Source organism: Aestuariimicrobium sp. T2.26MG-19.2B (assembly GCF_950101875.1).
Classification (GTDB): Bacteria; Actinomycetota; Actinomycetes; order Propionibacteriales; family Propionibacteriaceae; genus Aestuariimicrobium; species Aestuariimicrobium kwangyangense.
Genome location: NZ_CATNLW010000001.1, coordinates 1,549,096 through 1,574,056, shown reverse-complemented (window position 1 = coordinate 1,574,056; position 24,961 = coordinate 1,549,096). Strand labels below are relative to the sequence as shown.

Sequence of the window (24,961 nt, the reverse complement as noted above, 5' to 3'; positions counted from 1 at the left end):
GGGTGGAGGGCCTGCTCAGAGCAGGTCGTTGATCATCACCGACTGCTCACGCCCGGGGCCGACACCGATGCCAGAGATGCGGCACCCGATCTTCTGCTCGAGGAACTTCACGTAGGCCTGGCAGTTCGGGGGCAACTCGTCGAAGGATCGTGCCTCGGAGATGTCCTCGGACCACCCGTCGAGGTATTCGTAGACGGGCGTGGCGTGGTGCAGGTCGGACTGGGTCATGGGCATGGTCTCGTGCCGCACCCCGTTCACGTCATAGGCGACGCACACGGGGATCTTCTCCCATCCCGACAGGATGTCGAGCTTGGTGAGGAAGACGTCGGTGAAGGCGTTCACCATCGAGGCGTGCTCGACGACCAGCGCATCGAACCAGCCACAGCGGCGCTTGCGTCCGGTGGTGGCGCCGTACTCGCCACCCTTCTCGCGCAGGGCGTCACCGTCCTCGTCGAACAGCTCGGTGGGGAACGGACCCTCGCCCACCCGGGTGGTGTAGGCCTTGGCGATACCGACCACGCGGTCGATGCGGGTGGGTCCCACCCCGGTCCCGGTGCATGCGCCGGCGGCGGTGGGGTTCGAGGAGGTGACGTAGGGGTAGGTGCCGTGGTCGACGTCGAGGTGCGAGGCCTGGGCGCCCTCGAACAGCACCACCTTGTCGGCGTCGAGGGCCTCGTTGATGACCCGGGCCGCGTCGATGACGTAGGGGCGCAGCTTGTCGGCGTGGCTGAGCAGCAGTTCGGTGATCTGCACCGGGTCGATCTCGCGGCGGTTGTAGACCTTCAGCAGCAGGTGGTTCTTCTGCTCCAGTGCTGCTTCGACCTTCTGCCTCAGGATCGACTCGTCGAACAGGTCCTGCACCCGGATGCCCAGGCGGTTGACCTTGTCGGAGTAGGCGGGTCCGACCCCGCGTCCGGTGGTGCCGATCCTGCGCTTGCCCAGGAACCGCTCGGTGACCTTGTCGAGGGTGGAGTGGTAAGGGGTGATGATGTGCGCGTTGGCGCTCAGCAGCGGGTGCGGCACATTCACGCCGCGACTCCACAGGGCGTCGAGTTCGGTGGCGAGCACGTCCAGGTCGATCACCACGCCGTTGCCGAGGATGGTGGTGGTCTCGGGGTTGAGGATGCCCGAGGGGAGCAGGTGGAGGACGAACTTCTCACCGCCGACGACGATGGTGTGCCCCGCGTTGTTGCCGCCTGAATAGCGGACGCAGTAGTCGACGCGCTCACCGAGTTGGTCGGTGGCCTTCCCCTTGCCCTCATCGCCCCACTGGGCTCCGACGACGATGATGCCCGGCATGGTGTCTCCTCCGGATTGGTTCTCGTGGCGCGTCCGGAACCGCTGTCGCGGTGCCCTGACACGGCTCGAGCCCCGGTCGTCGAGGCACGGGACTGGTCACCGTGTCGCGGGGGGCTCGTGCCACACGAGTCTAGGCCACCCACGGCCGTCGACCCCGTCCGCGACCATGATCGTGGCCCGACCGTTAGCGGACTGTGATCCACCATCCTCGTCCGAACCGGCCGACGAGGCCGGGGTCAGAACTCCTGGGTGTTGAGCTCCTGCCAGGCCTCCTCGGAGGAGTCGCGCAGGAACTGCGAGCACCGTTCGGCCTCGTCCACGTCACCGATCCGGACGCTGGCAACGGCCAGGGCCCACAGTGCGCGCAGGAAGCCCTGGTTGGGTTCGTGGTCCCACGGGATCGGTCCTGAACCCTTCCACCCAGCCCGGCGCAGGGCGTCGAGCCCCCGGTGGTAGCCGGTGCGGGCGTAGGCGTAGGCGGCCACGTCACCGCCCTCGGTGTGGGCGAGCAATGACCCCTCCGCCAACAACGCCCAGACGATGGACGAGGACGGGTACTCCCGCACCACGGAGAGGAAGCCGTCTCGTCCACGCTCGGCGAGCGCGTCGAGGGCCGGGTCGTCGGGCAGCCGCGTCGGGATTCCGGAGGCGGCCATCAGGTTCGGATGGGTCTCGGGTGTGGCCATGGTCGGACTCTATCGCTCAGCGCTTCGGCTGCAGCGGGAGCACCGGTGGCTGGAGTGCCCCGACCTCGACCAGCGAGCGCTCCAGCAGCGGGGTCAGCGAGGTGACGTAGGTGTTGGTGAGGTGGCTGGACTGTCGATAGATGAACACGTTGCCCAGGGCCACGGGGCACAACTGCAGGGCGGGCGGGCAGATCCATGGGTTCATGCTGACCACGGGGGCGTCGAGTTGCCGGGCGGCGTAGCGCAGGTCCGCGGTTCCGTGGCCGTCGTTGGGGACGAATCGGCAGCTGTTCTGGCCGCTGTTGCGCTCCACGCACTGGTAGACCGATTCCTGGGTGGGCGGGGTGGGGTTGTCCTCGATGAACAGCACCTGACTGCCCTTGGCCTTCAGTTTCGACAGCAGGTCGACCATGCCGGGTCCTGTGGTGCCCTGGGTCTCGGCGTAGGTCGAGGTGATCACCAGGTCGGGCGGATCGGTCATCAATTGGGTGAGCAGGGCCGAGTTGTACTGGTTGCACCCCGGGTACTGGGGGGTGGACGCGAACGCGCAGCCCGACTTGGCCAGCGTCTGGATCCTCCAGCCGTGGCGGGCACCGATCACCCGCAGCGCAGGCTCCCACTGGTCCACCTTGGAGTCGCCCACCAGGGCCACCCGGACAGTGCCGTTCGGGTCACCGACGATGCACTGGTCGGGTCGTACCGGGGTGTCCTGGGTCTTGCCCCGCTGACAGCCCGAGGCATAGACCCACGGCACGTCCTTGGCGGCGACGGCCACCGCCGGTACCAGCGGCTTCGTCACTGCCATCGCCGCGTCGAGGTCGGTCCGCAGGGTGGGCATCCCCTCGACGGAGGAGTTGTGGACCAGCGACAGGGCGCCGGTGTAGTCGCCGGTCACCGGCAGCGGCGGGAGGGGCGCCGTCGGGGTCGGGGTGGGCGAGGAGGACGAGCTCGGCGAGGTGCTCGGTTCGGCGGCCGACGCCGAGGCGGTGGCCTGTCCACCCAACACGTCGACCTGCGCCACCGCCGGCACCTGGTGGCGGACGACCTGGGCCACGGCCACCGTCACCAGCAGCATGACCGCTGCCATGACGAACACCCGGCGGGGGTGCTTCTGGAATCCACCGGCGAATCGGATCGGGTCCTCCACCAGCCGCAGGGTGAGCATCGACAACACCAGCGTCAGCAGCACGATCACCACCCTCGAGAACCATCCCGCGTCGGGGTGGCGCAGCGTCCAGATCGCGATCAGCGGCCAGTGCCACAGGTAGATCGCGTAGCTGAGCATGCCGATCTGGCGCATCACCGGGTTGCCGAGGGCACGCGCGACCCCCGTGGTGTCGTTGATGTTGCCGGCGACCAGGACCGCGGCACTGCCCGCCACCGGGAGCCACGCCATCACCCCGGGCCATGGGTCGTCAGGTCCGATCACGAAGGCGGACGCCACTACGGCCGTCACCCCGGCGCCGGCCAGAGGCATCGCCAGCCAACGAGGCAGCCGGCGCATCCCCGCAGCCCCGCAGGCGACCATGGCGCCGATCGAGAGTTCCCAGAGTCGGGTGAAGGTGGAGAAATAGGCCCGACTGGCGTCGTGGGCGGTGTACCACCAGGAGTAGAGGGCCGAGCCGACCGTGATCAGTCCGAGGCCGACCGTGATGGTCGGGAGCGCTCGCCTGCCCCATTTCCGTGCGACCAGCAGGCACACGATGATGGTCAGCGGCCACAGGATGTAGAACTGCTCCTCGACACCCAGGCTCCAGTAGTGCTGGAAGGCCGACGGTGCGGCGTCCTCGGCGAGGTAGTCGACGGAGCGGGCCGTGAGGCCCCAGTTGAGCACGTAGACGGTGGCCAACTGGCCGTCGGTGCTGAGCCGGTCCCACTCGCTGGTGGGCAGCAGCCACCAACCGAGCAGCAGGGTGGAGAGGAGCACGAGGGTGGCCGCGGGCATCAGCCGGCGCAGCCGCCGTGACCAGAAGTCAGCCAGGTCGAGGCGCCCTCGGCGTCGGACCATGCCGATCAGTTGCCCGGTGATCAGGAATCCTGAGATCACGAAGAAGACGTCGACCCCACTGAAGCCACCCCTGATTCCGGGGACGCCCAGGTGGTACATGACCACCCAGATCACGGCGATGGCCCGCAGGCCCTCGATGTCGCCGCGCACGGTGGAGTACTTGGGTCGACGGTGCACCACCAGATCGAGCAGCACCCGTCGCCAACTGCGCCGAGGCGCGGTGGTCATGGCGCGCCGTGCGGCCGGCCGGTGGGGGTCAACGGTGGGCGGTGCGTCGGTGCCGGGCGGCGTGGCGGCGGCCGGAGTGGCTGGGCTGGGCGGTGTCTGCTCGGGGGTCTTGGTCGGGAGCGACTCGGCTCCCACCTGCGCGACCGTGCGCGGCCGATCTGCCACCGCCTGGGCGGCGCGGGAGCCGACCGATGCTTCCGGGCGATCGAGAGCGACTGGGGCGGAGAGGTCGAACGTGGTGGGAGGCAGCACGGTGGCGGCGATCTCGCCGCCCCCGTTCGGGCCGGCACCGACCTGTCCCGGACCGCCCTGGCCTGCACCGGCCTGGCCTGGACTGATCTGCTCTGGACTGTTCTGTTCTGGACTGACGGGGGCGGGAGCGGTCCCGGACGGCACCGCCAGATAACCCACCACCTCGGACGCCGGCTCGCCGGTGACGAGGGTGGCTGCGGGTGAGGGCTGACGGTCAGCCTCCGGCTCCGGGGTTGGATCAGGATCTGGATCCGGTTCCGGGACGAGGGTGAGCAGGTGCGCAGGCTCCGGCTCGGGATCCGGCACCACCTCAAGCTTGGGCCGGTCGCCGTCAACGGGCAGCGCACGACGGCTCGCCACGACCGGCACCATCCTCATCGGGGGCGGGGAGTCGTCCACCTCGGGCTCGATCGGATCACCCTCGGAGGCCAGGGCGCGTCGTGCCGCCAACTGGGCCCGCCGCGCCGAGAGCACCATCTCGTCGACGAACCTTCGGCCGGGCCCGGGCTCGTGGTCACTGGCGTGTCCCGGTTCACCCGAGCCACGTCTCGACGTCTCGTCGGAGGAACCACGGGCGGAGCCGGACTGCACAGCGATCCTTTCGTGAGAGATGCGACACCACAGCCTAAGCCAGACCCATCCCGCGTCCGCAGGCGGCAGCGTAGGCTGGGCGGCAGCCTCGTCCGGCGTTCCCGGACGGTGCTGAACACCACCCCCTCAACCCTGTCTGCACGCCCCATCGGGAGGATCACCATGTCCGGGACCGCCGAACTGCACCGCGCCACCTTGTCGCCCAGCAAGGCCGAGGTACTGGCTGACTGGCTGCCCCGTCAGGACTGGTTCGAGGGCGAGGATGCGGGCGACCTCGAGATCCTCGACACCTTCCGGTTCGTCGACCCCGAGGGTGAGGTGGGCATCGAGACCTTCCTGGTCCGCTCCCACGGTGCGATCTACCACGTGCCGTTCACCTATCGTGGTGCTCCGCTCAAGGGCGCGGACCGGTGGCTGGTGGGCACCATGCAGCACTCCGTGCTCGGCGAGCGCTTCATCTACGACGCCCCGGGCGACCCCGTCTACCAGGTGGAGTTGACCCGCCTGATCAGCGAGGGCGACACCCAGGCCGAACTCGAACTCGACGGCGAACCGCTGGAACACCGGGCGACCGCCCAGGGCTCATGGGTCGACCCGACGGCCGAGTCGTCCGGTGTGCTGCGGATCGCGCGCAACATCGACGAGATCTCCGCCGTCCGCGGACGAGGCACCCTGACCGTGGACTTCGCCGTTGACGGTGGACGCCGCGAAGCCGTGGTGGCCGTCCTGCGCTGAGTCTGCGGGTGCCCACCGCCGGGGCACGGCACCAGTTGCCCTCGTGCGGCACCAGTTGCCCTCGTGCGGCACCAGTTGCCCGCGTACCGCACCAGCTGCCCCCGCCCGGCGCAGTTGCCCTCGTCCAGGGGTAGGGCAGGTGAGGGGAAGAGGGCAACTGGGGCCGGGATGGGGCAACGGGCGAGCGCCGACACTCTGGCGTCTGCTCCACCTGTGGGTAACTTCGTCAACCCGTCCCAAGTTGTCCACAGACTTGTCCACCGCTCCTGATTCGAGCCGCGGGCGAGTTTGGCTGTGCCCATGGATCCCATCACCACTGCCGAACTGACCTCCTCGGGCTACTCCCGACGCGACATCGCCCGTCTCTGCGAGAGCGGGCACCTCGTCCGCATCGCGCGGGGTGTCTACCTGCGCGGCACCACCGACCGGACGACCCGACACCTGGCCCTGGCCTCGTCCCGGACCCACGCCCTGGCCTTGGAGAGTGCCGCACTCGCGCACGGACTGCCCGTGATCTCCACACCCGAGCAGGTGCACACGGTGCTCGCCGGCAGCGGACGTTCACGCGGCCGACCTCGTGAACTTCAACTGAGTGGTCCGCTCCCGCCGCGGCATCTGGTGACCCTCGGGTCCCAACTCGTCACCAGTCGAGCGCGGACGGTCGTCGACCTCACCCGACTGCGCGGTCTGGAGCAGGGGCTGGTCACGTGGGACGCCGCCCGCTGGACGGCTCGGATCGAGGGACGTCTCGAGACCTTCGACGCCGAGGTCGCCGACGTGATCGCGGTCATGTGTCGGCGCAAGGGCATCGGGCGTGCCCGGCAGGCGCAGGGACTGTCGTCCGCCTACTCCCAGAGCCCGGCCGAGACCCGCAGTCTGTTCGCGATCCGCACGCTCGCCCTGCCGGAGCCGCTGCAGCAGTTCGAGATCCGCGACCAGCAGGGACGCATCGTCGGCGCCAGCGACTTCGCCTGGGAGAGCGAGGGCGTGCTGGGCGAGTACGACGGCGAGGGCAAGTACTGCGAGCTGGCTCGACCCGGTGAGTCACCGGCCGATGTGGTGCGCCGGGAGAAGCGTCGGCAGGAGGCGATGGAGACCCAGGGCTGGGTGTTCGCACGCTGGGGCAAGGAGGAGTTGGCCCGTCCACACCTGCTGCGGGAGCGGATCCTCGCCGCCTTCAGGATCGCTGCAGGGCGGGGGACGATGCTGCGCGCCGGTTGACTGTGCGGCCAGCGTCTCGGCTTTGCCCTCGTTGGGTTCCACCTGCCCTCGTGCGGTGCAGTTGCCCTTGGTCAGGGGTAGGGCAACTGGACGGAACGCGGGCAGGTGGGACGTGACCGGGGCAGGTGGGGCGGAATGCGGGCACCCCGGGCGGAAAGGGGGCACCTGGCGCGTAATGGGGGCAGCTGCGACGGAACGCGGGCACCTGGCGCGGAAGGCGAGCAGGTGCAACAGAACGCGCACCCCTCCCCCACCCCGACCACCCTCCCCACAGCGCCGTTTTCGGGGCATCCACACCGGGGCGTTACGATGGCTCGGCGCTTCCAGGCGCCATCACCCAGATTTGGAGCGCCCATGCCCTCACGCCAAGACCTGCGCAATGTCGCGATCGTCGCCCACGTCGACCATGGCAAGACCACCTTGGTCGACGCCATGCTCCAGCAGTCGGGCGCCTTCCGCGAAGGTGCAGATGTCACCGCACGCGTGATGGACTCGATGGACCTGGAGCGTGAGAAGGGGATCACGATCCTCGCCAAGAACACCGCGGTGCACCACGTGATCGACGGCCAGCCGATCACCATCAACATCATCGACACCCCTGGCCACGCCGACTTCGGTGGCGAGGTCGAGCGAGGCCTGTCGATGGTCGACGGCATCGTCCTGCTGGTCGACGCGTCCGAGGGCCCGCTGCCGCAGACCCGCTTCGTGCTGCGCAAGGCGCTCAACGCCGACATGCCCGTCGTCCTCGTGGTGAACAAGGTCGACCGCGCCGATGCCCGCATCAGCGAGGTGGTCGACGAGACCTACGAGCTGTTCATGGACCTGCTCGACGAGAACCACAGCCAGGAGGCCCTCGACTTCCCGGTGATCTTCGCCTCGGCCCGCGCCGGCCGCGCCTCGCTCGAGCAGCCGGCCGACGGCGGGATGCCCGACTCCCCCGACCTCGAGCCGCTGTTCCGCACCATCCTCGACACCATCCCGGCGCCGACCTACGACGAGGGTGCCCCCCTGCAGGCGCACGTCACCAACCTTGACGCGTCCCCCTTCCTGGGACGACTGGCCCTGCTGCGTGTGCGCCAGGGTCACCTCAACAAGGGGCAGACCGTCACCTGGATGAAGCGCGACGGTTCCACCCACAACGTCCGCATCACCGAACTGCTGGTGACCGAGGGCCTGCAGCGCAAGCCGGGCGAGACCGCCGGCCCCGGTGACATCGTGGCCGTCGCCGGCATTCCCGAGATCACCATCGGTGAGACCCTCGCCGACCCCGAGAACCCGATCGCGCTGCCGCTCATCCACGTGGACGAGCCGGCCATCTCGATGACCATCGGCACCAACACCTCACCGCTGGTCGGCAAGGGCGGCAAGGGCCACAAGGTGACCGCCCGTCTGGTCAAGGAGCGCCTCGACTCCGAGCTGGTCGGCAACGTGTCGCTGCGCATCCTCAACACCGAACGTCCCGACGCCTGGGAGGTGCAGGGACGAGGAGAGCTCGCCCTGGCCATCCTGGTCGAACAGATGCGCCGCGAAGGCTACGAGCTCACCGTCGGCAAGCCGCAGGTGGTCACCCGTGAGGTCGACGGCAAGGTGCACGAGCCCATCGAGCGCCTCACCATCGACGCCCCCGAGGAGTTCCTGGGCACCATCACCGAGCTGCTCGCCGTCCGCAAGGGACGCATGGAGTCGATGACCAACCACGGCACCGGCTGGGTGCGCATGGAGTTCATCGTGCCTGCCCGTGGGCTGATCGGGTTCCGCACCCAGTTCATGACCGAGACCCGCGGCACGGGCATCGCCCACCACGTCAGCGAGGGCTACGAGCCATGGGCCGGCGAGATTCGTTCGCGTGAGTCCGGGTCGCTGGTGAGCGACCGCGCCGGCAAGGCCTCGGCCTATGCCATGACGAACCTGCAGGAGCGCGGCACCCTCTTCATCGAGCCCACCACCGAGGTCTACGAGGGCATGATCGTCGGCGAGAACTCCCGCGCGGACGACATGGACGTCAACATCACCAAGGAGAAGCAGCAGACCAACGTGCGCTCCTCGACATCCGACAACTTCGAGAAGTTGGTGCCGCCGCGCAAGCTGAGCCTTGAACAGTGCCTCGAGTTCTGCCGCGAGGACGAGTGCGTCGAGGTCACCCCCGAGTCGGTGCGCATCCGCAAGGTCGAGCTCGACGCCAACGCCCGCGCCAAGAACCGCAACCGCATCAAGAAGTCCTGATCCGCGCGGGCACTGACCCCGCAGGCCTCACGCCAACTGGTCCGCCAGTCGGATGAGCGTCTGCGAGGTGCCCGCGTCGATGATCATGGTCGCCAGGTCGTCGGCGCGGGTTCGTCCGTGGTTGACGATCACCACGTCGCGACCGGCCTTGGCCGCCCACCGCACGAACCTCAGCCCGCTCATCACCGTCAGTGACGACCCGACCACCAGCAGTGCCTCGGCCTCGTGCACGCGCTGCCACGCGGCGTCGACCCGCTCGGGTGGCACGGACTCACCGAAGAAGACCACGTCGGGCTTCAGCACGCCGCCACAGTCGACGCACTCGGGGACGACGAAGCTGTCGGGTTCGGCCAGGTCGGCGTCCCCGTCGGGACGAAGCTCCGCCTCGCCCGCCGGGATGCGCCCGGTGACCCGCGGGTTGAGTTGTTCCAGCCTGAGCTGCAGGTCGTCGCGGTGGCTGAGCCGGCGGCAGTCCAGGCACACCACCCGACTGATCAGCCCGTGCAGGTCGATCACCTCGGCACTGCCGGCCTGGCTGTGCAGTCCGTCGACGTTCTGGGTGAGCACCGGAGCCCCCAACGCCACCAGCGCCCGGTGCCCCGGGTTGGGTCCCGAGTGGCTGAAGCTGCGGTAACCCATCATCGACCGGAACCAGTAGCGACGTCGGGCCGACTCGTCGCGAACGAAGGCCTGGTACTGGATCGGGTTGGTGGGACGGGCGTCGGGCCCCCGGTAGTCGGGGATGCCAGAGTCGGTGGAGATTCCGGCCCCCGTCAGTGCCAGCCAGTTCCGGCCGCGCAGCACCCCGGCGAGGCGCTCGACGGCCTCGGCGGTGGGCGGATGGGTGACCGGCACGCGCACCAGAATACGACCGGCACACAGCCGGCCCGCTCACACCAGGGCGGCCGCCACCCGGTCGACGACCGATCGGCGCACCTGCGTGACCCCCACCGGCTCACCGTGACCCAGCACCGGCAGCAGCGAGATCTCGGTGAGGGCCTCGGACCCGTGTCCGAGTGCCGTGAGCACCACCGCCGCGAGCTGGAAGACGCCGCGCATGTTGCCGTCGTCGGACTTGACGGCCACTCCGGTGCCGTCGGGCAGTCCGATGGCGAGGCACCCCTCGGCGCCGCCCTTGCAGATCAGCCCCGGCACGGCGCGATGCAACGCCAGGTCGTCGCGGTGGGTGCCGGAGACGTACTCCGGGAACTGGCGGTAGGCGTCGGCCACCTGCCGCTCGGGCCCGTCGGTGGCACCCGCGATCCGGCCGAAGGCGCGCGCCAGACCCGTCACGCTCATCCCGAACAGCGGCGCCCCGCAGCCGTCGATGGAGGCGTGGCTCGCCTCCCCGGCGAACTCGGTGACCGCCTCGGCGATCGCCTGCTGCAGGGGGTGCGAGGGATCGCGGTAGGTGCTCGTGGGCCAGCCCGCTCGTACGCAGGTGCGCAGCATCGCGGCGTGCTTGCCCGAGCAGTTCATGGCCAACGGTTCCTTGTCGTGACCCTCCCGGATCCAGGCCACGCGAGCATCCTCGTCGAGGGGGAAGTCGGGCGTGGTCTGCAGGTCGGTGACGTCGAGACCCGCGCCTGCCAGCACCTCGACCACCAGGTCGCGATGGAACGCCTCACCCGAGTGAGATGCCGCGGCGAGGGCCAGCGCGGCCCCGTCCAGGTCGAGACCGGCCCGCAGCATGGCGATCGCCTGCACCGGCTTGATCGACGACCGCGGGAACATCGAGGCGTCGACGGAGCCCAGCGAGAACGACACCTCGCCGCCCGGACGGGTGACCACCACCCGCCCCCGATGCACGCACTCCACCAGGTCGCCCCGCACCACCTCGGTCAGCACCGGGTCGGTGTCGAGGGCGTCGTCGAGGGCAGGGTTGTCGATGCGGCTGAGTGTCATGTCCGTCATTCTGGCAGCCGTCGGACGGCCCGGCTCAGCGCCCACCCAGGGCGGCGCGCACCCGCCGGTCGAGTTCGAGTCGACGGCGGCGGTAGTCCACGGGGTCGGGCCAGGCCGCCTCGTAGCCGCGCTCCCCGGCGAAGGAACCCTCGGGGTCCATGATCGCCAGGACAGCCTCTCGTCCGACCAACTGCTCGGCCCAGGCCATCACGCGGGCGTCATGGGTCATGGTGCCCAGCACGCGGTGTCGCAGGCTCGGCCAGCACTCCCCCTCGGGCCCGGGGTAGACGACGAAGGGGTCCCCGGAGGGGAACCGTCCGCCGGCGGAGGTCTCCCGGAACGGATCGATGGGACGCACTGCGTACTGGGCCCAGTAGAAGTTGTAGCCCCAGTGCAGGAAGGTGTCGGCGCCCTGGACGAACATCTGCGCCGCCAGGTGGCGGTGGCCGATCGCATGCTGGGCGATGAATCGGTTCGAGACGGCCCGCGCCTGTCCGACGCAGTAGTAGACATTGCGCACGGTCAGCCCCCGCTCGAGGAAGTCGTGCACGTGGTCGGTGGCCACGATGGGGTGGTCGACCACGTCGGCGAAGTCGGGGGACGAGAGCGCGTCGATGATCACCGCGCCCTCGAGCAGGTCGGCCACCACCGCACGGGCGGCCGCGTAGGCCTCGAGGTGCTGCTCGCTGGGCTCGTCCGAGATGTGCCAGAGCACGTTCTCGACACCCCACTCCGGTTCGAGGTGGTCGCGCAGGAAGGGGATGGCCTCGGCGAGGAACTCCCGCCACGCCGGATCGGTGGCGGCGACGTGCCAGCCGAAACGCATCTGGGGTCCCTCGGCCGTGTCGACCCACACCTGGGGGGTGCGGCGGGCACCCCACTGGGTGAACAGGTGGGCGATCTCGACCTGACGGATGCCGTGCTCGCGCAGCAGCCCCAGGAAGCGGTCGAGCAGGTCGGTGTTGAACTGGTAGCCGTCCTCATCGTGCCAGACGCCCAGCAACTGCACGTTCGGCCGATAGGTGCCCACGGCCGTGTCGAGGCTGGGAGTCCACACCGGGGTGAGCACGGCCGTCACGCCCATGTCGGCTGCCGATGCGATGTGGGACCCGATCGCCTTCCAGTGCAGTTCGGAGTGCACGGGAGTCTCGTAGTAGGCAGCCAGTGAGTCACTGTGCAGCCAGGCGATGTGCCGGATCGGGGTGGACGGGGCCTCGACGGGGGTGACCTCCAACGGCAGGTCGGCCTCGAGCAGGAGACTCCCCTCGCCGGCCTGCTCGTCACCCCAGGCGCGCGGTCGGCGCACCAGTCGGACGGCGACAGGACCGGCGCTGACACCGGACAGGCCGAGGTCCACCCAGAACGAGTTCCAGCCGGGGCTGCGCAGGTCCAGGGCCGACGTCGCCTGCCCCTCACCCGAGGCCAGCGGCACCAGCAGGTCGGGGTAGAGGCCCGGCACGTCATCGATGTAGTTGTCGTCGTGCACGGGGAAGATCGGCATGTCGGCGGGCACGAGCGCCACCCGGTGCAACGTCACCGACGTTCCGGCGCAGCTGACCGTCAGGTCGAACTCGTCGGCGGGCAGCCGGTCGAGGTCCGGATAGCGCACGGCCACCTGGAAGCTGATCCGTTCGCCGGCATGACCCGTCAAGGGCACCGAGGTGTCGAAGGGACGGGGATCGCGCTTGGGGAAGACCTTCTCGAGGTCGTCGACCAGGACGGCGGTGAAGTGCTCGCTCATGGCTCCACTCTTCCAGCGCCCGGGCATCGGTCCCAGCCCGACCGTGGATTCGCGCGCCCTCGGTGACCGCGCTCAGCCGAGTAGACTCACGGGGTGAACCTTGCGGGTGTGCTGGTGGTCATCCTGATCGTCGCGGTCGGCCTGATCGGCCTGGCCGCGATCGCTGGCGTGGTGCTGTTGATGTTGCGCAGCGGACGGGTCAGCTTCGAGGAACTGCCCGCCCGCAGGAGTCAACCGGACACGTCCGCCCGAACCGTCGAGGAGAACTGACCCATGGCCTTCGAGATCCCCCAGAACCTGTCCAACAACCTGATGGGCGTCGCCTGGATGATCGGTACCTGGCGGGGCAACGGCCACGGGGTGCACCCGGGCCTCGACGGCAAGCCCGGCGAGCAGTTCGAGTACGGCCAACAGATCGACATCGTCGAGAACGGTGGCGACTTCCTGCACTACCACTCGCAGCTCTACACCACCGACGCCGCCGGGGCACCGGAGCAACCCCTGTGGAGCGAGTCCGGCTACTGGCGTCCGGCCCTGGACGGTTCGGTCGAGGTCGTGATGAGCAACCCCGAGGGCTGGGCCGAGGTGTGGGCGGGCAGCATCGAGGGGGCCAAGATCGAACTGGTCACCGATGCCGTGATGCGCACCCAGGGGGCTGCCGTCGCCTACACCGGTGGCCAGCGGCTCTACGGCCAGGTCGAGGGCGACCTGCTGTGGACCTTCGACCGGGCCACCGCCGAGCAACCCCTGCAGCCGTACCTGTGGGCTCGACTGCAGCGGGCCTGAGCTGATGACCATCGTTCACGTCCTCGCCGGCCCCGATGCCGGTCTCGTCTGGCACCACGGCAGCCCCGTCGCCGAACAGCGCGCCCTCGAAGCGGGCACCGGTGTCGTCGACTGGTCGCCGAGCCCCGGGGTCGGGCGGGGTGTCCTGACGGTCACCGGGCCTGACCGGCTGACCTGGCTGCACTCGCTGACCACCCAGCACCTCGAAGGCCTGGGTGCGGGCGAGCCGTTCACCGCGCTGGTGCTGTCACCCACCGGGCACATCGAGCACGTGCTGCACGGGGTGGACGACGGTGGGACGGTCTGGGCCTGGACCGAGCCCGGCCGGGTGGCCGACCTGGTCTCGTGGCTCGACCGGATGCGGTTCATGACCCGCGTCGAGGTCGCCGACCGTTCCGACGAGGTCGGCCTGGTCTGGGTGGGCGATGGGGTCGACACCCCAGGGGACGCGAAGCCGCTGGCAATCCGCCGCTCCCCGCTGGGCGGCCGTGAACTGTTCTGGCCCCGCGAGGCCCCCTTGCCCGAAGGCGTGCCCGTGGGCGTGTGGGCCGCGGAGGCGATCCGCATCGCCGCCGGACAGCCCCGCATCGGCGTCGACACCGACCACCGCACCATCCCCAATGAGATCGGGCTGCTCGGCACGCACCTCGACAAGGGGTGCTACCGAGGGCAGGAGACGGTGGCCCGGGTCCACACCCTCGGACGACCGCCACGCCGGCTGGTGCAGCTGATGCTCGACGGATCGGTCGACGCGCTCCCCGAGGCGGGGTCACCCGTGAGGGCGGACGGCCGTGAGGTGGGGTTCGTGGGTTCGTCCTCCCGGCACCACGAACTGGGCCCGATCGCCCTCGCCCTGGTGAAGCGGAACCTGCCGGTCGAGGCGACCGTCGTGGTCACGGGCGTGGGCACCGACGACCAGCCCGGTAGCGACATCACCGCTGCCCAGGAGCCCCTGGTCGACCCCGAGGTGGGTCTGCACGTTCGTCCTCGTCTGGGCTGAGGGACCCCGTCCCACCGACATCCTGGGTCGCACCCACACTCTTGGTCATCTGAGTGCACCAGGTCACGTAGCGGGTGCCGTCGTCCTGGGGCCAGCCGTCGAGCACCAGGCCCGAGTCGACGTAGCCGAGACGTGAGTACAACGCCCGGGCCCGTGGGTTGTCCCACTCCACGCCGAGACCGGCGTGGTCTCGGCCTCGCTCCACGATGCGGTGCTCGAGGGCCCCGATCAGGGCGGTGCCCAAACCCAGGGACTGCCAGCGGGCGTCCACCGAGAGCATCCACAACTCACTGGGCAGTTTGCGATGGTCGACGGCCCCGCAAGCCACGAGCTGACCGGTCGGCAACTCCCCCACCAGCACGTCCACCTCTCCGGCCCAGGCCAGGTCGAGGGCCTCACCGATGGCCGCCAGGTGCACCTCACCACCCGACCACCCGAGCCGCTGCGGGTCGACGTCGTCGCGTTGCAGGTCGCGGAACGTGATCGGCACCTGCAGCACCACCGTGCGCTCCAGTCCAGTGTCCATGCGAGCCAGTGTGGCAGCCTGAGCCCCATGCGTGTCGTGCTGCAGCGAGCCACCCGGGCCCAGGTCACCGTCGACGGCGAGGTGGTCGGACGACTGTCGTCCCCCGGTCTGGTGGCCCTGGTCGGCATCACCCATGCCGACACCCGCGAGACGGCGGTGAGGATGGCCGCCAAGACGTGGGGCCTGCGCATCCTGGAGGCGCCGCCGGGCGGCGACACCGCCCACGCGGAGTGCAGTGCCTCCGACCTGGACGCGCCGATCCTGGTGATCAGCCAGTTCACCCTGTACGCCGACGTGCGCAAGGGCCGTCGCCCCTCGTGGAGTGCCGCGGCACCGGGCCCCGTCTCCGAGCCCCTCGTCGAGGCCTACGTGCAGGCCCTGACCGATCTCGGCGCGCGGGTCGAGACGGGCCGGTTCGGTGCCCAGATGCAGGTCGAACTCGTCAACGACGGTCCGGTCACCATCATCCTGGACAGCGACTCCTGGGGCTGATGCAGAGCCGGCGGAGCGCTGCGCCCGCCCGCGTCAGCCCTTGGTCTGGAACGAGACCGACGACAACAGAACGGCGTCGCGGGTCGCCTCCCCCACCCGTCCGGGGCGGGTCGAGGCCTCGATCGTCAGGGTGACCCGACCGGTCAGGGTGGTGGGCGGAATGAGCACCTGCTGCACCGACGGGTTGTTGTCCGAGAGGCTCTGCACGAACCAGGAGCCGTCGGCCATCGTCCACCTCACCCTGGTGACCTTGCGGTACTGGTCGTACAACTGGTCCTTGCCCGCGGTCTTGACGTAGCCGTTCTGCAGCCCGACCCCGACCAGCACTGACCCGTTCGGGAAGGTGAAGGTCAGTGACTGGCCCAGACCGTCGCCGTTGCACCGCCAGGCCGTGTCAGGGTTGTCGTCCAGCACCGCTGCTGCCGGGTAGGTCACCCGCCGACCGTCGGCATCGGTCGCATCGGGGGCGGTGCAGGACGCGCTCACGGTGTCCGCCTTGAGCGGGGCCGTCGGTCCCGCCCACGGGGCGACCACCGGCGAAGCGGAGGTGCTCGGAGTGCCCGGGCGCGAACCACCCGACGAACCACTGACCCCGGGCGAGGCCGGGTCACGCTGCTCGTCCCCCCGGATCAACTGCCCGGCGGACAACCCCACGGCCAACGCCAGCACCACTGCGAGCAGGGTGACCCATCCCGGGTGGCGTCCGATGAACGAGGTGCGCGGTGGGTGCGCTCCGCCGACGCGGGTCTGGGCCCCGGTGTCGTGCTGGGACGCCGTCGCACCGGACGACCAGGTGGGCGCCGGGGTGGGTGGGATCGCAGGAGCGGTCGGCTCGGGAGCGGGCGGGACGACCTCAGCCCGCCCCGATGGTTGCGAGCGCGGGGCGTAGCCGGGTTTGAACTGGGTGGTGTAGCGCTCCTGGGTGAAGTCGAACTCAGCGGTGGCAGCACCGTCGTGCGGGCCGTCTGCTGGCTGACCCCCCAACCCGGGCTCCGGGTGCTGTTGGGGGGTGTCAGGACGACCCGCGCCACCTCCGGCGCCGCGCGGGGGCGCGTCGTCGGAGGGCGTGCGATCGGGGCTGGTCCGCGGGCGGAACCAGTCGTCTGGCATCTCGTCAGGCATCGTCGTCACTGTAGCCCGGCGTCCGTGACCGTCGCCCCGAGTGATGACGAGCGCGTGGACGTGGCACCATGAGACCACCCGTTCCGGCAGACCCGGGCGGGACGGCGCAGAGAAGGGAGTGCCCATGGCGGATCTCGTCGTGGTCACGACCCAGTCGTCGGCCGACGGTCTGCCGCCCGCGCTCACCCTGCTGCCGCACGCGGTCGAGTTGGTCACCGATGCGGCCGACCAGCTCAGCATGATCGATGCCGACGTCGTGGTGATCGATGCTCGCTCCGAGCTCTCCCGCGCCAGGGATGCCTGCGTGGCGGTGCGCACCCGCTCGTCGATGCCGATCCTGCTGCTGGCCAGCACCCAGACACTGTCGGTGGTGCAACCCAACTGGGGTGCCGACGACTTCGTGCTCGAGACGGCCGAGGCGGCGGAGTTCGAGGCACGCATCCGGTTGCTGACGCAGTCGCGGCGCACCTCGTCGCTGATCGAGGCGGGACCCATCCAGATCGACGAGGAGGGCTACACCGTCACGGTGGGTGGCCATTCCCTGGACCTCACCTACACCGAGTTCGAACTGCTCAAGTACTTGGCGGTGCACCCGGGCCGGGTGCTGACCCGTGAGCACCTGCTCAGCGAGGTGTGGGGCTACGACTACTACGGGGGTACCCGCACCGTCGACGTGCACGTGCGCCGGCTGCGGGCCAAGCTCGGCCCGGAGTACGAGGGGCACGTCACCACGGTGCGCAACGTGGGTTACCGGTTCAGCCCCGTTCGCTGACGGGTTCGCCCTCCGAGGGCTTGAAGCCGCGCAGTCCGGCCAGCACCACCCCGCAGGCGCTGAGCACCAGGGCCAACCAGGTGAGCATGGTCGCCAACCCGCCCGCTGCCGGGGTCAGGGTGGCCCGCCAGCCGGCGAACGCCTCGACCAGTGCGGTCACCACCGACATCCAGCCGCCGAGCTTCGACAGCCCCAACCAGGGCGACAGGCGCGCGGAGCGCACCCCCCTCCACTCCAACCAGGCCAGCACCCACAGCCGCCACTGCAGCAGGCAGACCAACAACACCATGACGGCGCCGACGTTGGCCGCCGTCGACCACAGCCGGTCGGCCTGCCCGTCCACCCGGACCACCGAGGCCGCCACCATGGCGACCGCACCCAGCAGCGCCGCTCCCACCCCGATGCGGGTGATCCGCACCCGTTGCCTGGCCATGGCGGCCAGCTCGGGGTTGGGTGGTGGTGGCAGGTGGCGTGGTTGGGAACCGTGGTCGGGGCTGGCTTCCTGCGTGGTCACCTCGGGGCTGCCGTCCGGTGCCAGGGTCCGCAGCACCAGGGTGTCCTCGTCGTCGTTACGCACGGGCGGCGCGTCCACCGTCTCGTGGGTGGCCGTTGCCCTGCCGCGCAACCGCGACCAGCCGCCCGCACGCCAGCGGCGGAGGGGCCAGCGACGAGGGCCGGGGGTGCGCATGAGCACACACTAACGGCGCGATCCGACACTCGAAGCACTCTCGTCGCCGTCCGGCGACGTGCATGGTGTGATGGAGTCACGACCACCCGTGAAGCTGTCGAGGAACCCCATGAGCGAAGCCCCTCCCGCGCAGGTCCGTCGCCTGCCCCACACCGACGGCGAGGCCCTGCGCCCCTGGTCCCGGGCGGTGCACGAGATCGTCGAACGTGCGGTGCTGGTCGACGGTGTGGCGCCGGTCAACGAACTCGGACGGATGGCCCTGCACGGCAAGCGCGCGGGGGTGCACTGGCTGGCCAGTGACAGCACGGGCGGGGGCGGGGGCGGGCCGGACGACGGGGGTCACGCGGTGCTGGGCTGGGCCTGGCTCGACCCGGCCGACTCCTCGGTACAACTCGTCGTCCACCCCGACCACCGTGGGCGGGGGATCGGCACGGCGCTGGCCGAGGCGGTCGTCCGCGACGCCCACCCCCACCACTGGTGGTCGTTCGGCACCCTGCCGGCCGCCGCGGCCCTGGCCGCCCACCTCGGTCTCCACCTGGAGCGCCAGCTGTTGATCATGGTGCGCGACTTGATCGCACACCCCCAGGCCCCGCCCGAACCGCTGCCCGGTGTCGAGCTGGTCCCGTTCACCCCCGATCTCACCGCCGACCTGGTGCGCATCAACGCCGCCGCCTTCGCCCACCATCCGGAACAGGGCGCGATGACCGTTGACGACGTCGCCGCCCGGGTCGCCGAGCCGTGGTTCGACCCCGAGGGGCTGCTGTTCGCCCGGGACACCCGCACCGAGGAGTTCCTCGGGTTCCACTGGACCAAGCTCGAAGAGGTTCCCGGACGAGCCCCGGTGGGCGAGGTGTACGTGCTCGGGGTCCACCCCGACGTCCACTCCCGGGGTCTGGGTCGCCACCTGCTGGCGGCCGGCCTGGCCCACCTGCAGTCGCGTGGGGCGGAGCACGTGCACCTCTACGTCGAGGCCGACCAGACCCGGGTGGTGCAGCTGTACGACTCCGCTAGCTTTGAGGTGCACAACCGCGACAGCAGCTACGCGTGAACAAGCGCGGGCGAGAGGTGGATGAAGTGGCCCAGTCGAGTCAGATGGCGTCCAGCCCGAGCGGGGTCGCGGCCAGGCGCGCACTCGAGGCCGTACCCGAGGGTGCGCTGCCTGCCGACCGCTACTCCGACCGCGAACTGTCGTGGCTGGCCTTCAACAACCGGGTGCTCGACCTGGCCAAGGACCAGGGCCGGGTGCCGCTTCTGGAGCGGGCCAAGTTCCTGGCCATCTTCTCGTCCAACCTCGACGAGTTCTTCATGGTCAGGGTGGCGGGACTCAAGCGCCGCATCGCCGCAGGCGTGGCCGTGCCCTCGGTCACCGGCCAGATGCCGCGCGACCTGCACGATGCCATCCTCAACCGAGCCCAGGAACTGGTGGCCGACCAGTCGCGCACCTTCCACGAGGTGGTGCGCCCCGAACTCGCCGAGAACGGCATCGAGGTGCTGACCTGGCCAGAGCTGGAGGCCGCCGAGAAGGACCGGATGCGCGGTCTGTTCGCCGAGCGCATCTTCCCGGTGCTCACCCCCCTGGCCGTCGACCCCTCACACCCGTTCCCCTACATCTCGGGGCTGTCGATCAACCTGGCCGTGCAACTGCAGCACCCCCTGACAGGGGCGCACCAGTTCGCGCGCATCAAGGTGCCCTCGATCCTCAGTCGGTTCATCAACCTCGGTGGTGGCCGCTTCCTGCCGCTGGAGGAGGTGATCAGCCGCCACCTCGACCAGTTGTTCATCGGCATGCGAGTGGTGGAGTACACGACCTTCCGGGTGACCCGCAACGAAGACCTCGAGGTCGAGGAGGACGATGCCGAGAACCTGCTGTTCGCCCTCGAGAAGGAGTTGTTGCGCCGCAAGGTGGGTCGTCCGCCGGTGCGCCTCGAGGTGCAGGACGACATCTCCGAGCGGATGCTCGACCGGCTGATCACCGAGCTCGACATCAGCGAGAAGGAGGTCTTCCGCATGCCGGCCCCGCTCGACCTGACGGGACTGTTCTCGTTGGGCGGCATCGACCGGGAAGACCTCAGCTATCCGAACTTCCTGCCCATCACCCATCCCCACCTGGCTGAGGTCGAGACAGCGCAGCCCGCTGACATGTTCGCCGCGCTGCGGAAGCGCGACGTGCTGCTGCAGCACCCCTACGACTCGTTCGCCACCTCGGTGCAGCGGTTCATCGAGCAGGCGGCCGCCGACCCACAGGTGCTGGCGATCAAGCAGACCCTCTACCGCACCTCGGGCGACTCCCCCATCGTCGACGCCCTGATCGAGGCAGCGCTGGCCGGCAAGCAGGTGCTCGCCGTGGTCGAGATCAAGGCCCGGTTCGACGAGCAGAACAACATCGCGTGGGCACGCAAGCTCGAGAAGTACGGTGTGCACGTCGTCTACGGCATGGTCGGGTTGAAGACCCACTGCAAGTTGTCGCTGGTGGTGCGCGACGAGCAGGAGAGCCTGCGCCGCTACGCCCACATCGGCACCGGCAACTACAACCCCAAGACGGCCCGCCAGTACGAGGACATGGGGCTGCTCACCTCGAACCCGGTGGTCACCGAGGACGTCGCCCGGCTGTTCAACCACCTCTCGGGGGTCACCCACAACACCGACTACCGCCGCCTGCTGGTGGCCCCGCACGGCGTGCGCCAAGGGTTGCTCGAACGCATCCAGAACGAGATCGACAACCAGGAGGCCGGTCTGCCGGCCGGGATCCGGATCAAGGTCAACTCCCTGGTCGACGAGGCCATCACCGACGCCCTGTACCGGGCCTCGAACGCCGGGGTGCCGGTCGACCTGTGGGTCCGTGGCATCTGCACCATCCGTCCGGGCGTGGTGGGGCTCAGCGAGAACATCCGCGTGCGCAGCATCCTGGGTCGCTTCCTGGAGCACTCGCGACTGTTCTGGTTCGCCAACGGGGGACGACCGACCGTGGGGCTCGGGTCGTCCGACCTGATGCACCGCAACCTCGACCGGCGGGTCGAGGTGGTGGTCAGCATCACCCACCAGGCGCACATCGCCCAGATCGAACGACTCTTCGACCTCGCCTTCGCCGATGACACCGTCAGTTGGCAGTTGCACGACACCACCTGGGTCGAGCGCTCCCGCGATGACCGGGGTGAACCGTTGGTCGACATGCAGGCGCTGCTGGTGGCCGAGACGGCCAAGCGTCGCGCGTCGGCCAAGTGAGGCCTGGGTGACCAAGAAGACCAAGCTGCAGGCGGCCGGGGCCTGCGTCATCCGCGAGGGGGACGACGGGCAACCAGAAGTGCTCGTCGTGCACCGACCGGCCTACGACGACTGGAGCCTCCCCAAGGGGAAGCCCTCACCCGACGAGGACCTGCCGGTGACGGCCGTGCGCGAGGTGCTCGAGGAGACCGGCTGTCTGGTCGCCATCGGCGCCCCGCTGGGGCATGAGTTCTACGAGACCTCGAAGGGGCGCAAGCGGGTCACCTGGTGGGCGGGGCGCCTGCTCAGCGAGGTGCCACGACCACCCGACGCCGAGGTCGACCGGGTGGAGTGGATGAGCCTCGCGCGGGCGCGTCGCAAGCTCAGCTACCCCGACGAGGTGAGGGTGCTGGAGCGGGCGGTGACGATGGTGCCGACCTCGGTGCTGGCGATCGTCCGGCACGGCAAGGCGATGGACCGCAAACACTGGTCGGGCGGCAAGGACTGGAAACGCCCCTTGTCCGGACGCGGACGACGGCAGGCCAAGCGGTTGGCGCCCCTGCTGCGGGCCTACGGGGTGGAACGCGCCGTCAGTTCGACGTCGACCCGTTGTGTGCAGACCTTGGAGCCCTTCACCCGCGGCGCCGGGATCGACCTCGAACTCGCCCCGGAACTGTCGGAGGAGGCCTTCGAGACCGACCCCCTGCCCGTGCGCACCACGATGCGCGCCCTGCTTGCCGATGCGCGGTCGGTGCCCGGGCGGGCCGTCGCGGTCTGCGGACACCGACCGGTGCTGCCCGAGATGCGCGAGGCCATCTTCGCCCCCACCGAGCCGATGCTCACCGGGGAGGTCGAGGTGCTGCACGTCACCGAGGGCGGCGAGATCCTCGCCGTGGAGCAGCACAAGTCCCGCTTCTGAACCACGTGCTCACGGGCATCGCCACTGGTCAGCGCGAGATCCAACGGTGCGCTCCGCAGATGTACCGGCCCCGTTCACGTTTTGTTCACGCGTTGAGCGGATTCCCGTCATCCGTGCTCCCTAGCGTGTCGCTCGACGCTGCCGCAGGAAACCTCCCGCCGGCGCGGACCACGATCGCTAACGAAGGAATGGACTGTGATCCTCACCCGCTTCGCCAAGGTGGCCGCCATCGCCGCCATCGGCACCCTGAGCCTGGCTGCCTGCGGTGGCACCACGACCACCAGCACCGACTCCGCCTCGTCGGCGGCCTCCTCGGCCGCCAGCACGGCCTCCAGCACCGAGACCTCGGCATCGGCGAGCCAGTCGGCCGGTGGCACCGAGCTCACCTGCCCGGCCGGCAAGATCAACGGTGGCGGCTCGTCCGCCCAGGACATCGCCATGCAGGCGCTGACCAAGGAGTACAACTCGCTGTGCTCCGCCAACGGCTCCGAGGTGATCTACACCAAGTCGGGTTCGGGCCAGGGCATCAAGGACTTCTACAACAAGCAGCTGCAGTGGGCCGGTTCCGACTCCGCACTGAAGACCGAACCCAAGGACGGCGTCGTCGAGACCGAGAAGGTCAAGGCCCGCTGCGGTGGCAACGAGGGCTGGAACCTGCCGATGATCGTCGGCCCGGTCGCCTTCGCCTACAACCTCGACGGTGTCGACAAGCTCACCGTGACCCCGGCCATCGTCGCCGACATCTACGCGGGCAAGATCACCACCTGGAACGACAAGGCCCTGGCCGCCGCCAACCCCGGCGTCACCCTGCCTGCCGAGAAGATCGCCCCCTTCTTCCGCGCTGACGAGTCGGGCACCTCCGAGAACGTCACCAAGTACCTCAAGGCCGCCGCCCCCAAGAACTTCACCGCCGAGACCAGCAAGACCTTCCCGGCCAAGGTCGGCGAGGGCAAGCAGGGCACCCAGGGTGTGGCCGATGCCATCAAGTCCACCAAGGGTGGCTTCGGCTACGTCGAGTGGAAGTACGCGCAGGATGCCCAGCTGGGTGTCAGCTCGGTCGACAACGGCTCGGGAGCGGTCGAACTGACCGCCGAGAACGCCGGAAAGGCCATGGAGTCGGCGAAGATCGTCGGCACCGGCAACGACCTGGCCCTGAAGCTCAAGTACGACGGCACCCCCGCCGGGGTCTACCCGATGGTCATGGTGACCTACGAGATCGTCTGCTCGGCCGGTCTCGACCAGGCCCAGGGCGCGCTCATGAAGGACTTCCTGACCTACATGACCACCCCGGAGGCCGTCACCACCCTGCAGAGCGCCGGCTACGCCCCGCTCCCCGAGGCCGTGGCCACCAAGGTCTCGACCGCCATCCAGGCGCTCAAGTGACGATGACCCCCCAGGGTCACCTCGTGGATGCGCAAGACTGATCCACACTGAGACAACCACGGGAGGGCCCCCCGCTCATGAGCGGGGGGCCCTCCTTCGTCAGGGAGAACCATGAACCAGCCAGCTGAGCCGCCCAGGGCGGCCACGCTCGAACCGGAGGACCACGACACGCTCGCCCACCTGGCGGGCGCTGCGGACGAGTCCCCGGTCGGCAAGCACCTCACCCCCGAGACCCGTGGTCGGATCACCATCCCCCACGTCGAACTGGCCCCTCCCACCAAGGGTCCCGACCGGTTCTTCTCCGGCCTGACGGTGACCACGGGAGTGGTGATCGTGGCCATGATCGCCGCCATCGCCATCTTCCTGGTGGCGTCCGCGGTAGGGCCGCTGAGCCGCAACCAGGTCAACTTCCTGACCTCGACCCGCTGGGACATCTCCGACCAGAACCTCGCCTTCGGCATCGCAGCACTGCTGTGGACGACCGTGCTCAGCTCGATCGTGGCCATGGTGATCGCCGTCCCCGTCGCCATGGGCGTGGCGCTGCTGATCACCCACTACGCGCCGTCCCGGGTGGGCCGGGTGGTCGGCTTCCTGGTCGACCTGCTGGCCGCGGTCCCCTCGATCGTCTACGGCCTGTGGGGAGCCCGCGTGTTCGCGCCGTGGCTGAAGCCCTTCGGCGACTGGCTGTCGGACACCCTCGGTTTCATCCCCCTGTTCGAGCGGGGTGTCACTTCGGCGGGCACGGTCTTCGCGGCATCGCTGGTGCTGGCGATCATGATCCTGCCCATCATCACCGCCATCTCGCGCGACGTCTTCGACCAGACCCCCCGCGACCACATCGAGGCCGCCTGGGCTCTCGGCGCCACCAAATGGGAGATGATCCGGATCGCCGTCATCCCCTACGGGCGGTCGGGATCGATCGCCGCCGCCATGCTGGGTCTCGGACGTGCCCTGGGTGAGACCATCGCCGTCATGCTGATCCTGTCGACCGTGCCCGGTTTCAGCTGGTCGCTGTTCTCGGGCGGCCAGACCTTCGCCTCGCTGATCGCCCGCGGGGCCCCGGAGTTCGACAGCCCGACCAAGGCCGGCGCCTACATCGCGGCCGGTCTGGTGCTGTTCGTGCTGACCTTCGCAGTCAACGGCGTCGCCCGCGCAGTGGCCGCCGGCGGAAAGAAGGGCTGAG

General features: G+C 69.6%; 22 protein-coding genes. 13 read left to right on the top strand and 9 right to left on the bottom strand.

Annotated elements, in window-relative coordinates:
* Positions 1–15: 15 nt before the first annotated feature.
* From QQZ11_RS07065 to QQZ11_RS07055, 3 genes are all read right to left on the bottom strand, one after another.
* A complete protein-coding gene (locus QQZ11_RS07065; RefSeq protein ID WP_284549523.1) occupies positions 16–1,299 on the bottom strand; it encodes an adenylosuccinate synthase in 1,284 nt (427 codons plus the stop codon).
* Positions 1,300–1,535: 236 nt separating this feature from the next.
* Positions 1,536–1,985 (bottom strand): DUF3151 domain-containing protein, encoded by a 450-nt coding sequence (locus QQZ11_RS07060; RefSeq protein WP_022911105.1) that lies wholly within the window; start codon positions 1,983–1,985, stop codon positions 1,536–1,538.
* Positions 1,986–2,001: 16 nt separating this feature from the next.
* The gene (locus QQZ11_RS07055; protein WP_284549522.1) at positions 2,002–5,064 is read right to left on the bottom strand and encodes an acyltransferase family protein; all 3,063 of its coding nucleotides are present in this window, start codon (positions 5,062–5,064) and stop codon (positions 2,002–2,004) included.
* Positions 5,065–5,226: 162 nt separating this feature from the next.
* Between QQZ11_RS07055 and QQZ11_RS07050 the strand changes: the two genes are divergently transcribed.
* From QQZ11_RS07050 to typA, 3 genes are all read left to right on the top strand, one after another.
* Positions 5,227–5,799 (top strand): CG0192-related protein, encoded by a 573-nt coding sequence (locus tag QQZ11_RS07050; protein WP_284549521.1) that lies wholly within the window; start codon positions 5,227–5,229, stop codon positions 5,797–5,799.
* Between the two features lie 300 nt (positions 5,800–6,099).
* Complete coding sequence (locus QQZ11_RS07045; protein WP_284549520.1) at positions 6,100–7,020, top strand: type IV toxin-antitoxin system AbiEi family antitoxin domain-containing protein; 921 nt, start codon at positions 6,100–6,102, stop codon at positions 7,018–7,020.
* 354 nt (positions 7,021–7,374) lie between these two features.
* Positions 7,375–9,243 (top strand): translational GTPase TypA, encoded by a 1,869-nt coding sequence (typA, locus tag QQZ11_RS07040; protein WP_022911109.1) that lies wholly within the window; start codon positions 7,375–7,377, stop codon positions 9,241–9,243.
* A gap of 27 nt (positions 9,244–9,270) precedes the next feature.
* Here typA and QQZ11_RS07035 read toward each other — a convergent pair whose 3' ends face one another.
* Genes QQZ11_RS07035 through QQZ11_RS07025 form a run of 3 tightly spaced genes read right to left on the bottom strand, consistent with a single transcriptional unit; the run spans position 9,271 to position 12,889 of the window.
* Positions 9,271–10,098: an NAD-dependent protein deacetylase gene (locus tag QQZ11_RS07035; protein WP_284549519.1), complete on the bottom strand. Its 828-nt coding sequence runs from the start codon at positions 10,096–10,098 to the stop codon at positions 9,271–9,273.
* Between the two features lie 36 nt (positions 10,099–10,134).
* On the bottom strand, positions 10,135–11,148 hold the full coding sequence (locus QQZ11_RS07030) for an asparaginase (RefSeq protein ID WP_284549517.1): 1,014 nt from the start codon (positions 11,146–11,148) through the stop codon (positions 10,135–10,137).
* 34 nt (positions 11,149–11,182) lie between these two features.
* Positions 11,183–12,889 carry a DUF4091 domain-containing protein gene (locus QQZ11_RS07025; protein ID WP_284549516.1) on the bottom strand — a complete coding sequence of 569 codons (1,707 nt, stop codon included), beginning with the start codon at positions 12,887–12,889 and terminating at the stop codon, positions 11,183–11,185.
* 93 nt (positions 12,890–12,982) lie between these two features.
* Here QQZ11_RS07025 and QQZ11_RS07020 point away from each other — a divergent pair, with 93 nt between their 5' ends.
* The 3 genes from QQZ11_RS07020 to ygfZ are packed head-to-tail and all read left to right on the top strand — an operon-like array spanning position 12,983 to position 14,675.
* Positions 12,983–13,159, top strand: coding sequence for a hypothetical protein (locus tag QQZ11_RS07020; protein ID WP_022911113.1), 177 nt, complete (start codon positions 12,983–12,985; stop codon positions 13,157–13,159).
* Positions 13,160–13,162: 3 nt separating this feature from the next.
* A complete protein-coding gene (locus tag QQZ11_RS07015; RefSeq protein ID WP_284549515.1) occupies positions 13,163–13,675 on the top strand; it encodes an FABP family protein in 513 nt (170 codons plus the stop codon).
* A 4-nt stretch (positions 13,676–13,679) separates the two neighbouring features.
* Positions 13,680–14,675, top strand: coding sequence for a CAF17-like 4Fe-4S cluster assembly/insertion protein YgfZ (gene ygfZ / locus QQZ11_RS07010; RefSeq protein ID WP_284549514.1), 996 nt, complete (start codon positions 13,680–13,682; stop codon positions 14,673–14,675).
* Here the strand turns inward: ygfZ and QQZ11_RS07005 are convergent.
* Entirely contained in the window at positions 14,608–15,201 is a 594-nt protein-coding gene (locus QQZ11_RS07005) for a GNAT family N-acetyltransferase (protein WP_284549512.1), read from the bottom strand. The genes ygfZ and QQZ11_RS07005 overlap by 68 nt on opposite strands.
* A 27-nt stretch (positions 15,202–15,228) precedes the next feature.
* Between QQZ11_RS07005 and dtd the strand changes: the two genes are divergently transcribed.
* The gene (dtd, locus tag QQZ11_RS07000; protein WP_284549511.1) at positions 15,229–15,693 is read left to right on the top strand and encodes a D-aminoacyl-tRNA deacylase; all 465 of its coding nucleotides are present in this window, start codon (positions 15,229–15,231) and stop codon (positions 15,691–15,693) included.
* A gap of 33 nt (positions 15,694–15,726) precedes the next feature.
* Here the strand turns inward: dtd and QQZ11_RS06995 are convergent, their stop codons facing one another.
* A complete protein-coding gene (locus tag QQZ11_RS06995; protein ID WP_284549510.1) occupies positions 15,727–16,815 on the bottom strand; it encodes an NADase-type glycan-binding domain-containing protein in 1,089 nt (362 codons plus the stop codon).
* A 124-nt stretch (positions 16,816–16,939) separates the two neighbouring features.
* On the opposite strand from QQZ11_RS06995, the gene QQZ11_RS06990 reads away from it, so the two are divergent.
* A complete protein-coding gene (locus QQZ11_RS06990; protein WP_026378198.1) occupies positions 16,940–17,587 on the top strand; it encodes a response regulator transcription factor in 648 nt (215 codons plus the stop codon).
* Here the strand turns inward: QQZ11_RS06990 and QQZ11_RS06985 are convergent.
* The gene (locus tag QQZ11_RS06985; protein WP_284549509.1) at positions 17,571–18,275 is read right to left on the bottom strand and encodes a hypothetical protein; all 705 of its coding nucleotides are present in this window, start codon (positions 18,273–18,275) and stop codon (positions 17,571–17,573) included. The genes QQZ11_RS06990 and QQZ11_RS06985 overlap by 17 nt on opposite strands.
* 109 nt (positions 18,276–18,384) lie before the next feature.
* On the opposite strand from QQZ11_RS06985, the gene mshD reads away from it, so the two are divergent.
* From mshD to pstC, 5 genes are all read left to right on the top strand, one after another.
* A complete protein-coding gene (mshD, locus tag QQZ11_RS06980; protein ID WP_022911121.1) occupies positions 18,385–19,323 on the top strand; it encodes a mycothiol synthase in 939 nt (312 codons plus the stop codon).
* A 44-nt stretch (positions 19,324–19,367) separates the two neighbouring features.
* A complete protein-coding gene (locus tag QQZ11_RS06975; RefSeq protein ID WP_284550192.1) occupies positions 19,368–21,497 on the top strand; it encodes an RNA degradosome polyphosphate kinase in 2,130 nt (709 codons plus the stop codon).
* Positions 21,498–21,504: 7 nt separating this feature from the next.
* Complete coding sequence (locus QQZ11_RS06970; RefSeq protein WP_022911123.1) at positions 21,505–22,395, top strand: NUDIX hydrolase; 891 nt, start codon at positions 21,505–21,507, stop codon at positions 22,393–22,395.
* 195 nt (positions 22,396–22,590) lie between these two features.
* Complete coding sequence (pstS, locus tag QQZ11_RS06965) at positions 22,591–23,778, top strand: phosphate ABC transporter substrate-binding protein PstS (protein WP_284549508.1); 1,188 nt, start codon at positions 22,591–22,593, stop codon at positions 23,776–23,778.
* Between the two features lie 264 nt (positions 23,779–24,042).
* Positions 24,043–24,960: a phosphate ABC transporter permease subunit PstC gene (gene pstC / locus QQZ11_RS06960; RefSeq protein WP_040438723.1), complete on the top strand. Its 918-nt coding sequence runs from the start codon at positions 24,043–24,045 to the stop codon at positions 24,958–24,960.
* Position 24,961 lies beyond the last annotated feature (1 nt).

Bases quoted from the DNA above. Each gene is read 5' to 3' on its own strand.
- QQZ11_RS07065 (WP_284549523.1), bottom strand. From the start codon at position 1,299: ATGCCGGGCATCATCGTCGTCGGAGCCCAGTGGGGCGATGAGGGCAAG.
- QQZ11_RS07060 (WP_022911105.1), bottom strand. From the start codon at position 1,985: ATGGCCACACCCGAGACCCATCCGAACCTGATGGCCGCCTCCGGAATC.
- QQZ11_RS07050 (WP_284549521.1), top strand. From the start codon at position 5,227: ATGTCCGGGACCGCCGAACTGCACCGCGCCACCTTGTCGCCCAGCAAG.
- QQZ11_RS07045 (WP_284549520.1), top strand. From the start codon at position 6,100: ATGGATCCCATCACCACTGCCGAACTGACCTCCTCGGGCTACTCCCGA.
- typA (WP_022911109.1), top strand. From the start codon at position 7,375: ATGCCCTCACGCCAAGACCTGCGCAATGTCGCGATCGTCGCCCACGTC.
- QQZ11_RS07030 (WP_284549517.1), bottom strand. From the start codon at position 11,148: ATGACACTCAGCCGCATCGACAACCCTGCCCTCGACGACGCCCTCGAC.
- QQZ11_RS07025 (WP_284549516.1), bottom strand. From the start codon at position 12,889: ATGAGCGAGCACTTCACCGCCGTCCTGGTCGACGACCTCGAGAAGGTC.
- QQZ11_RS07015 (WP_284549515.1), top strand. From the start codon at position 13,163: ATGGCCTTCGAGATCCCCCAGAACCTGTCCAACAACCTGATGGGCGTC.
- ygfZ (WP_284549514.1), top strand. From the start codon at position 13,680: ATGACCATCGTTCACGTCCTCGCCGGCCCCGATGCCGGTCTCGTCTGG.
- QQZ11_RS07005 (WP_284549512.1), bottom strand. From the start codon at position 15,201: ATGGACACTGGACTGGAGCGCACGGTGGTGCTGCAGGTGCCGATCACG.
- dtd (WP_284549511.1), top strand. From the start codon at position 15,229: ATGCGTGTCGTGCTGCAGCGAGCCACCCGGGCCCAGGTCACCGTCGAC.
- QQZ11_RS06995 (WP_284549510.1), bottom strand. From the start codon at position 16,815: ATGCCTGACGAGATGCCAGACGACTGGTTCCGCCCGCGGACCAGCCCC.
- QQZ11_RS06990 (WP_026378198.1), top strand. From the start codon at position 16,940: ATGGCGGATCTCGTCGTGGTCACGACCCAGTCGTCGGCCGACGGTCTG.
- QQZ11_RS06985 (WP_284549509.1), bottom strand. From the start codon at position 18,275: ATGCGCACCCCCGGCCCTCGTCGCTGGCCCCTCCGCCGCTGGCGTGCG.
- mshD (WP_022911121.1), top strand. From the start codon at position 18,385: ATGAGCGAAGCCCCTCCCGCGCAGGTCCGTCGCCTGCCCCACACCGAC.
- QQZ11_RS06975 (WP_284550192.1), top strand. From the start codon at position 19,368: ATGGCGTCCAGCCCGAGCGGGGTCGCGGCCAGGCGCGCACTCGAGGCC.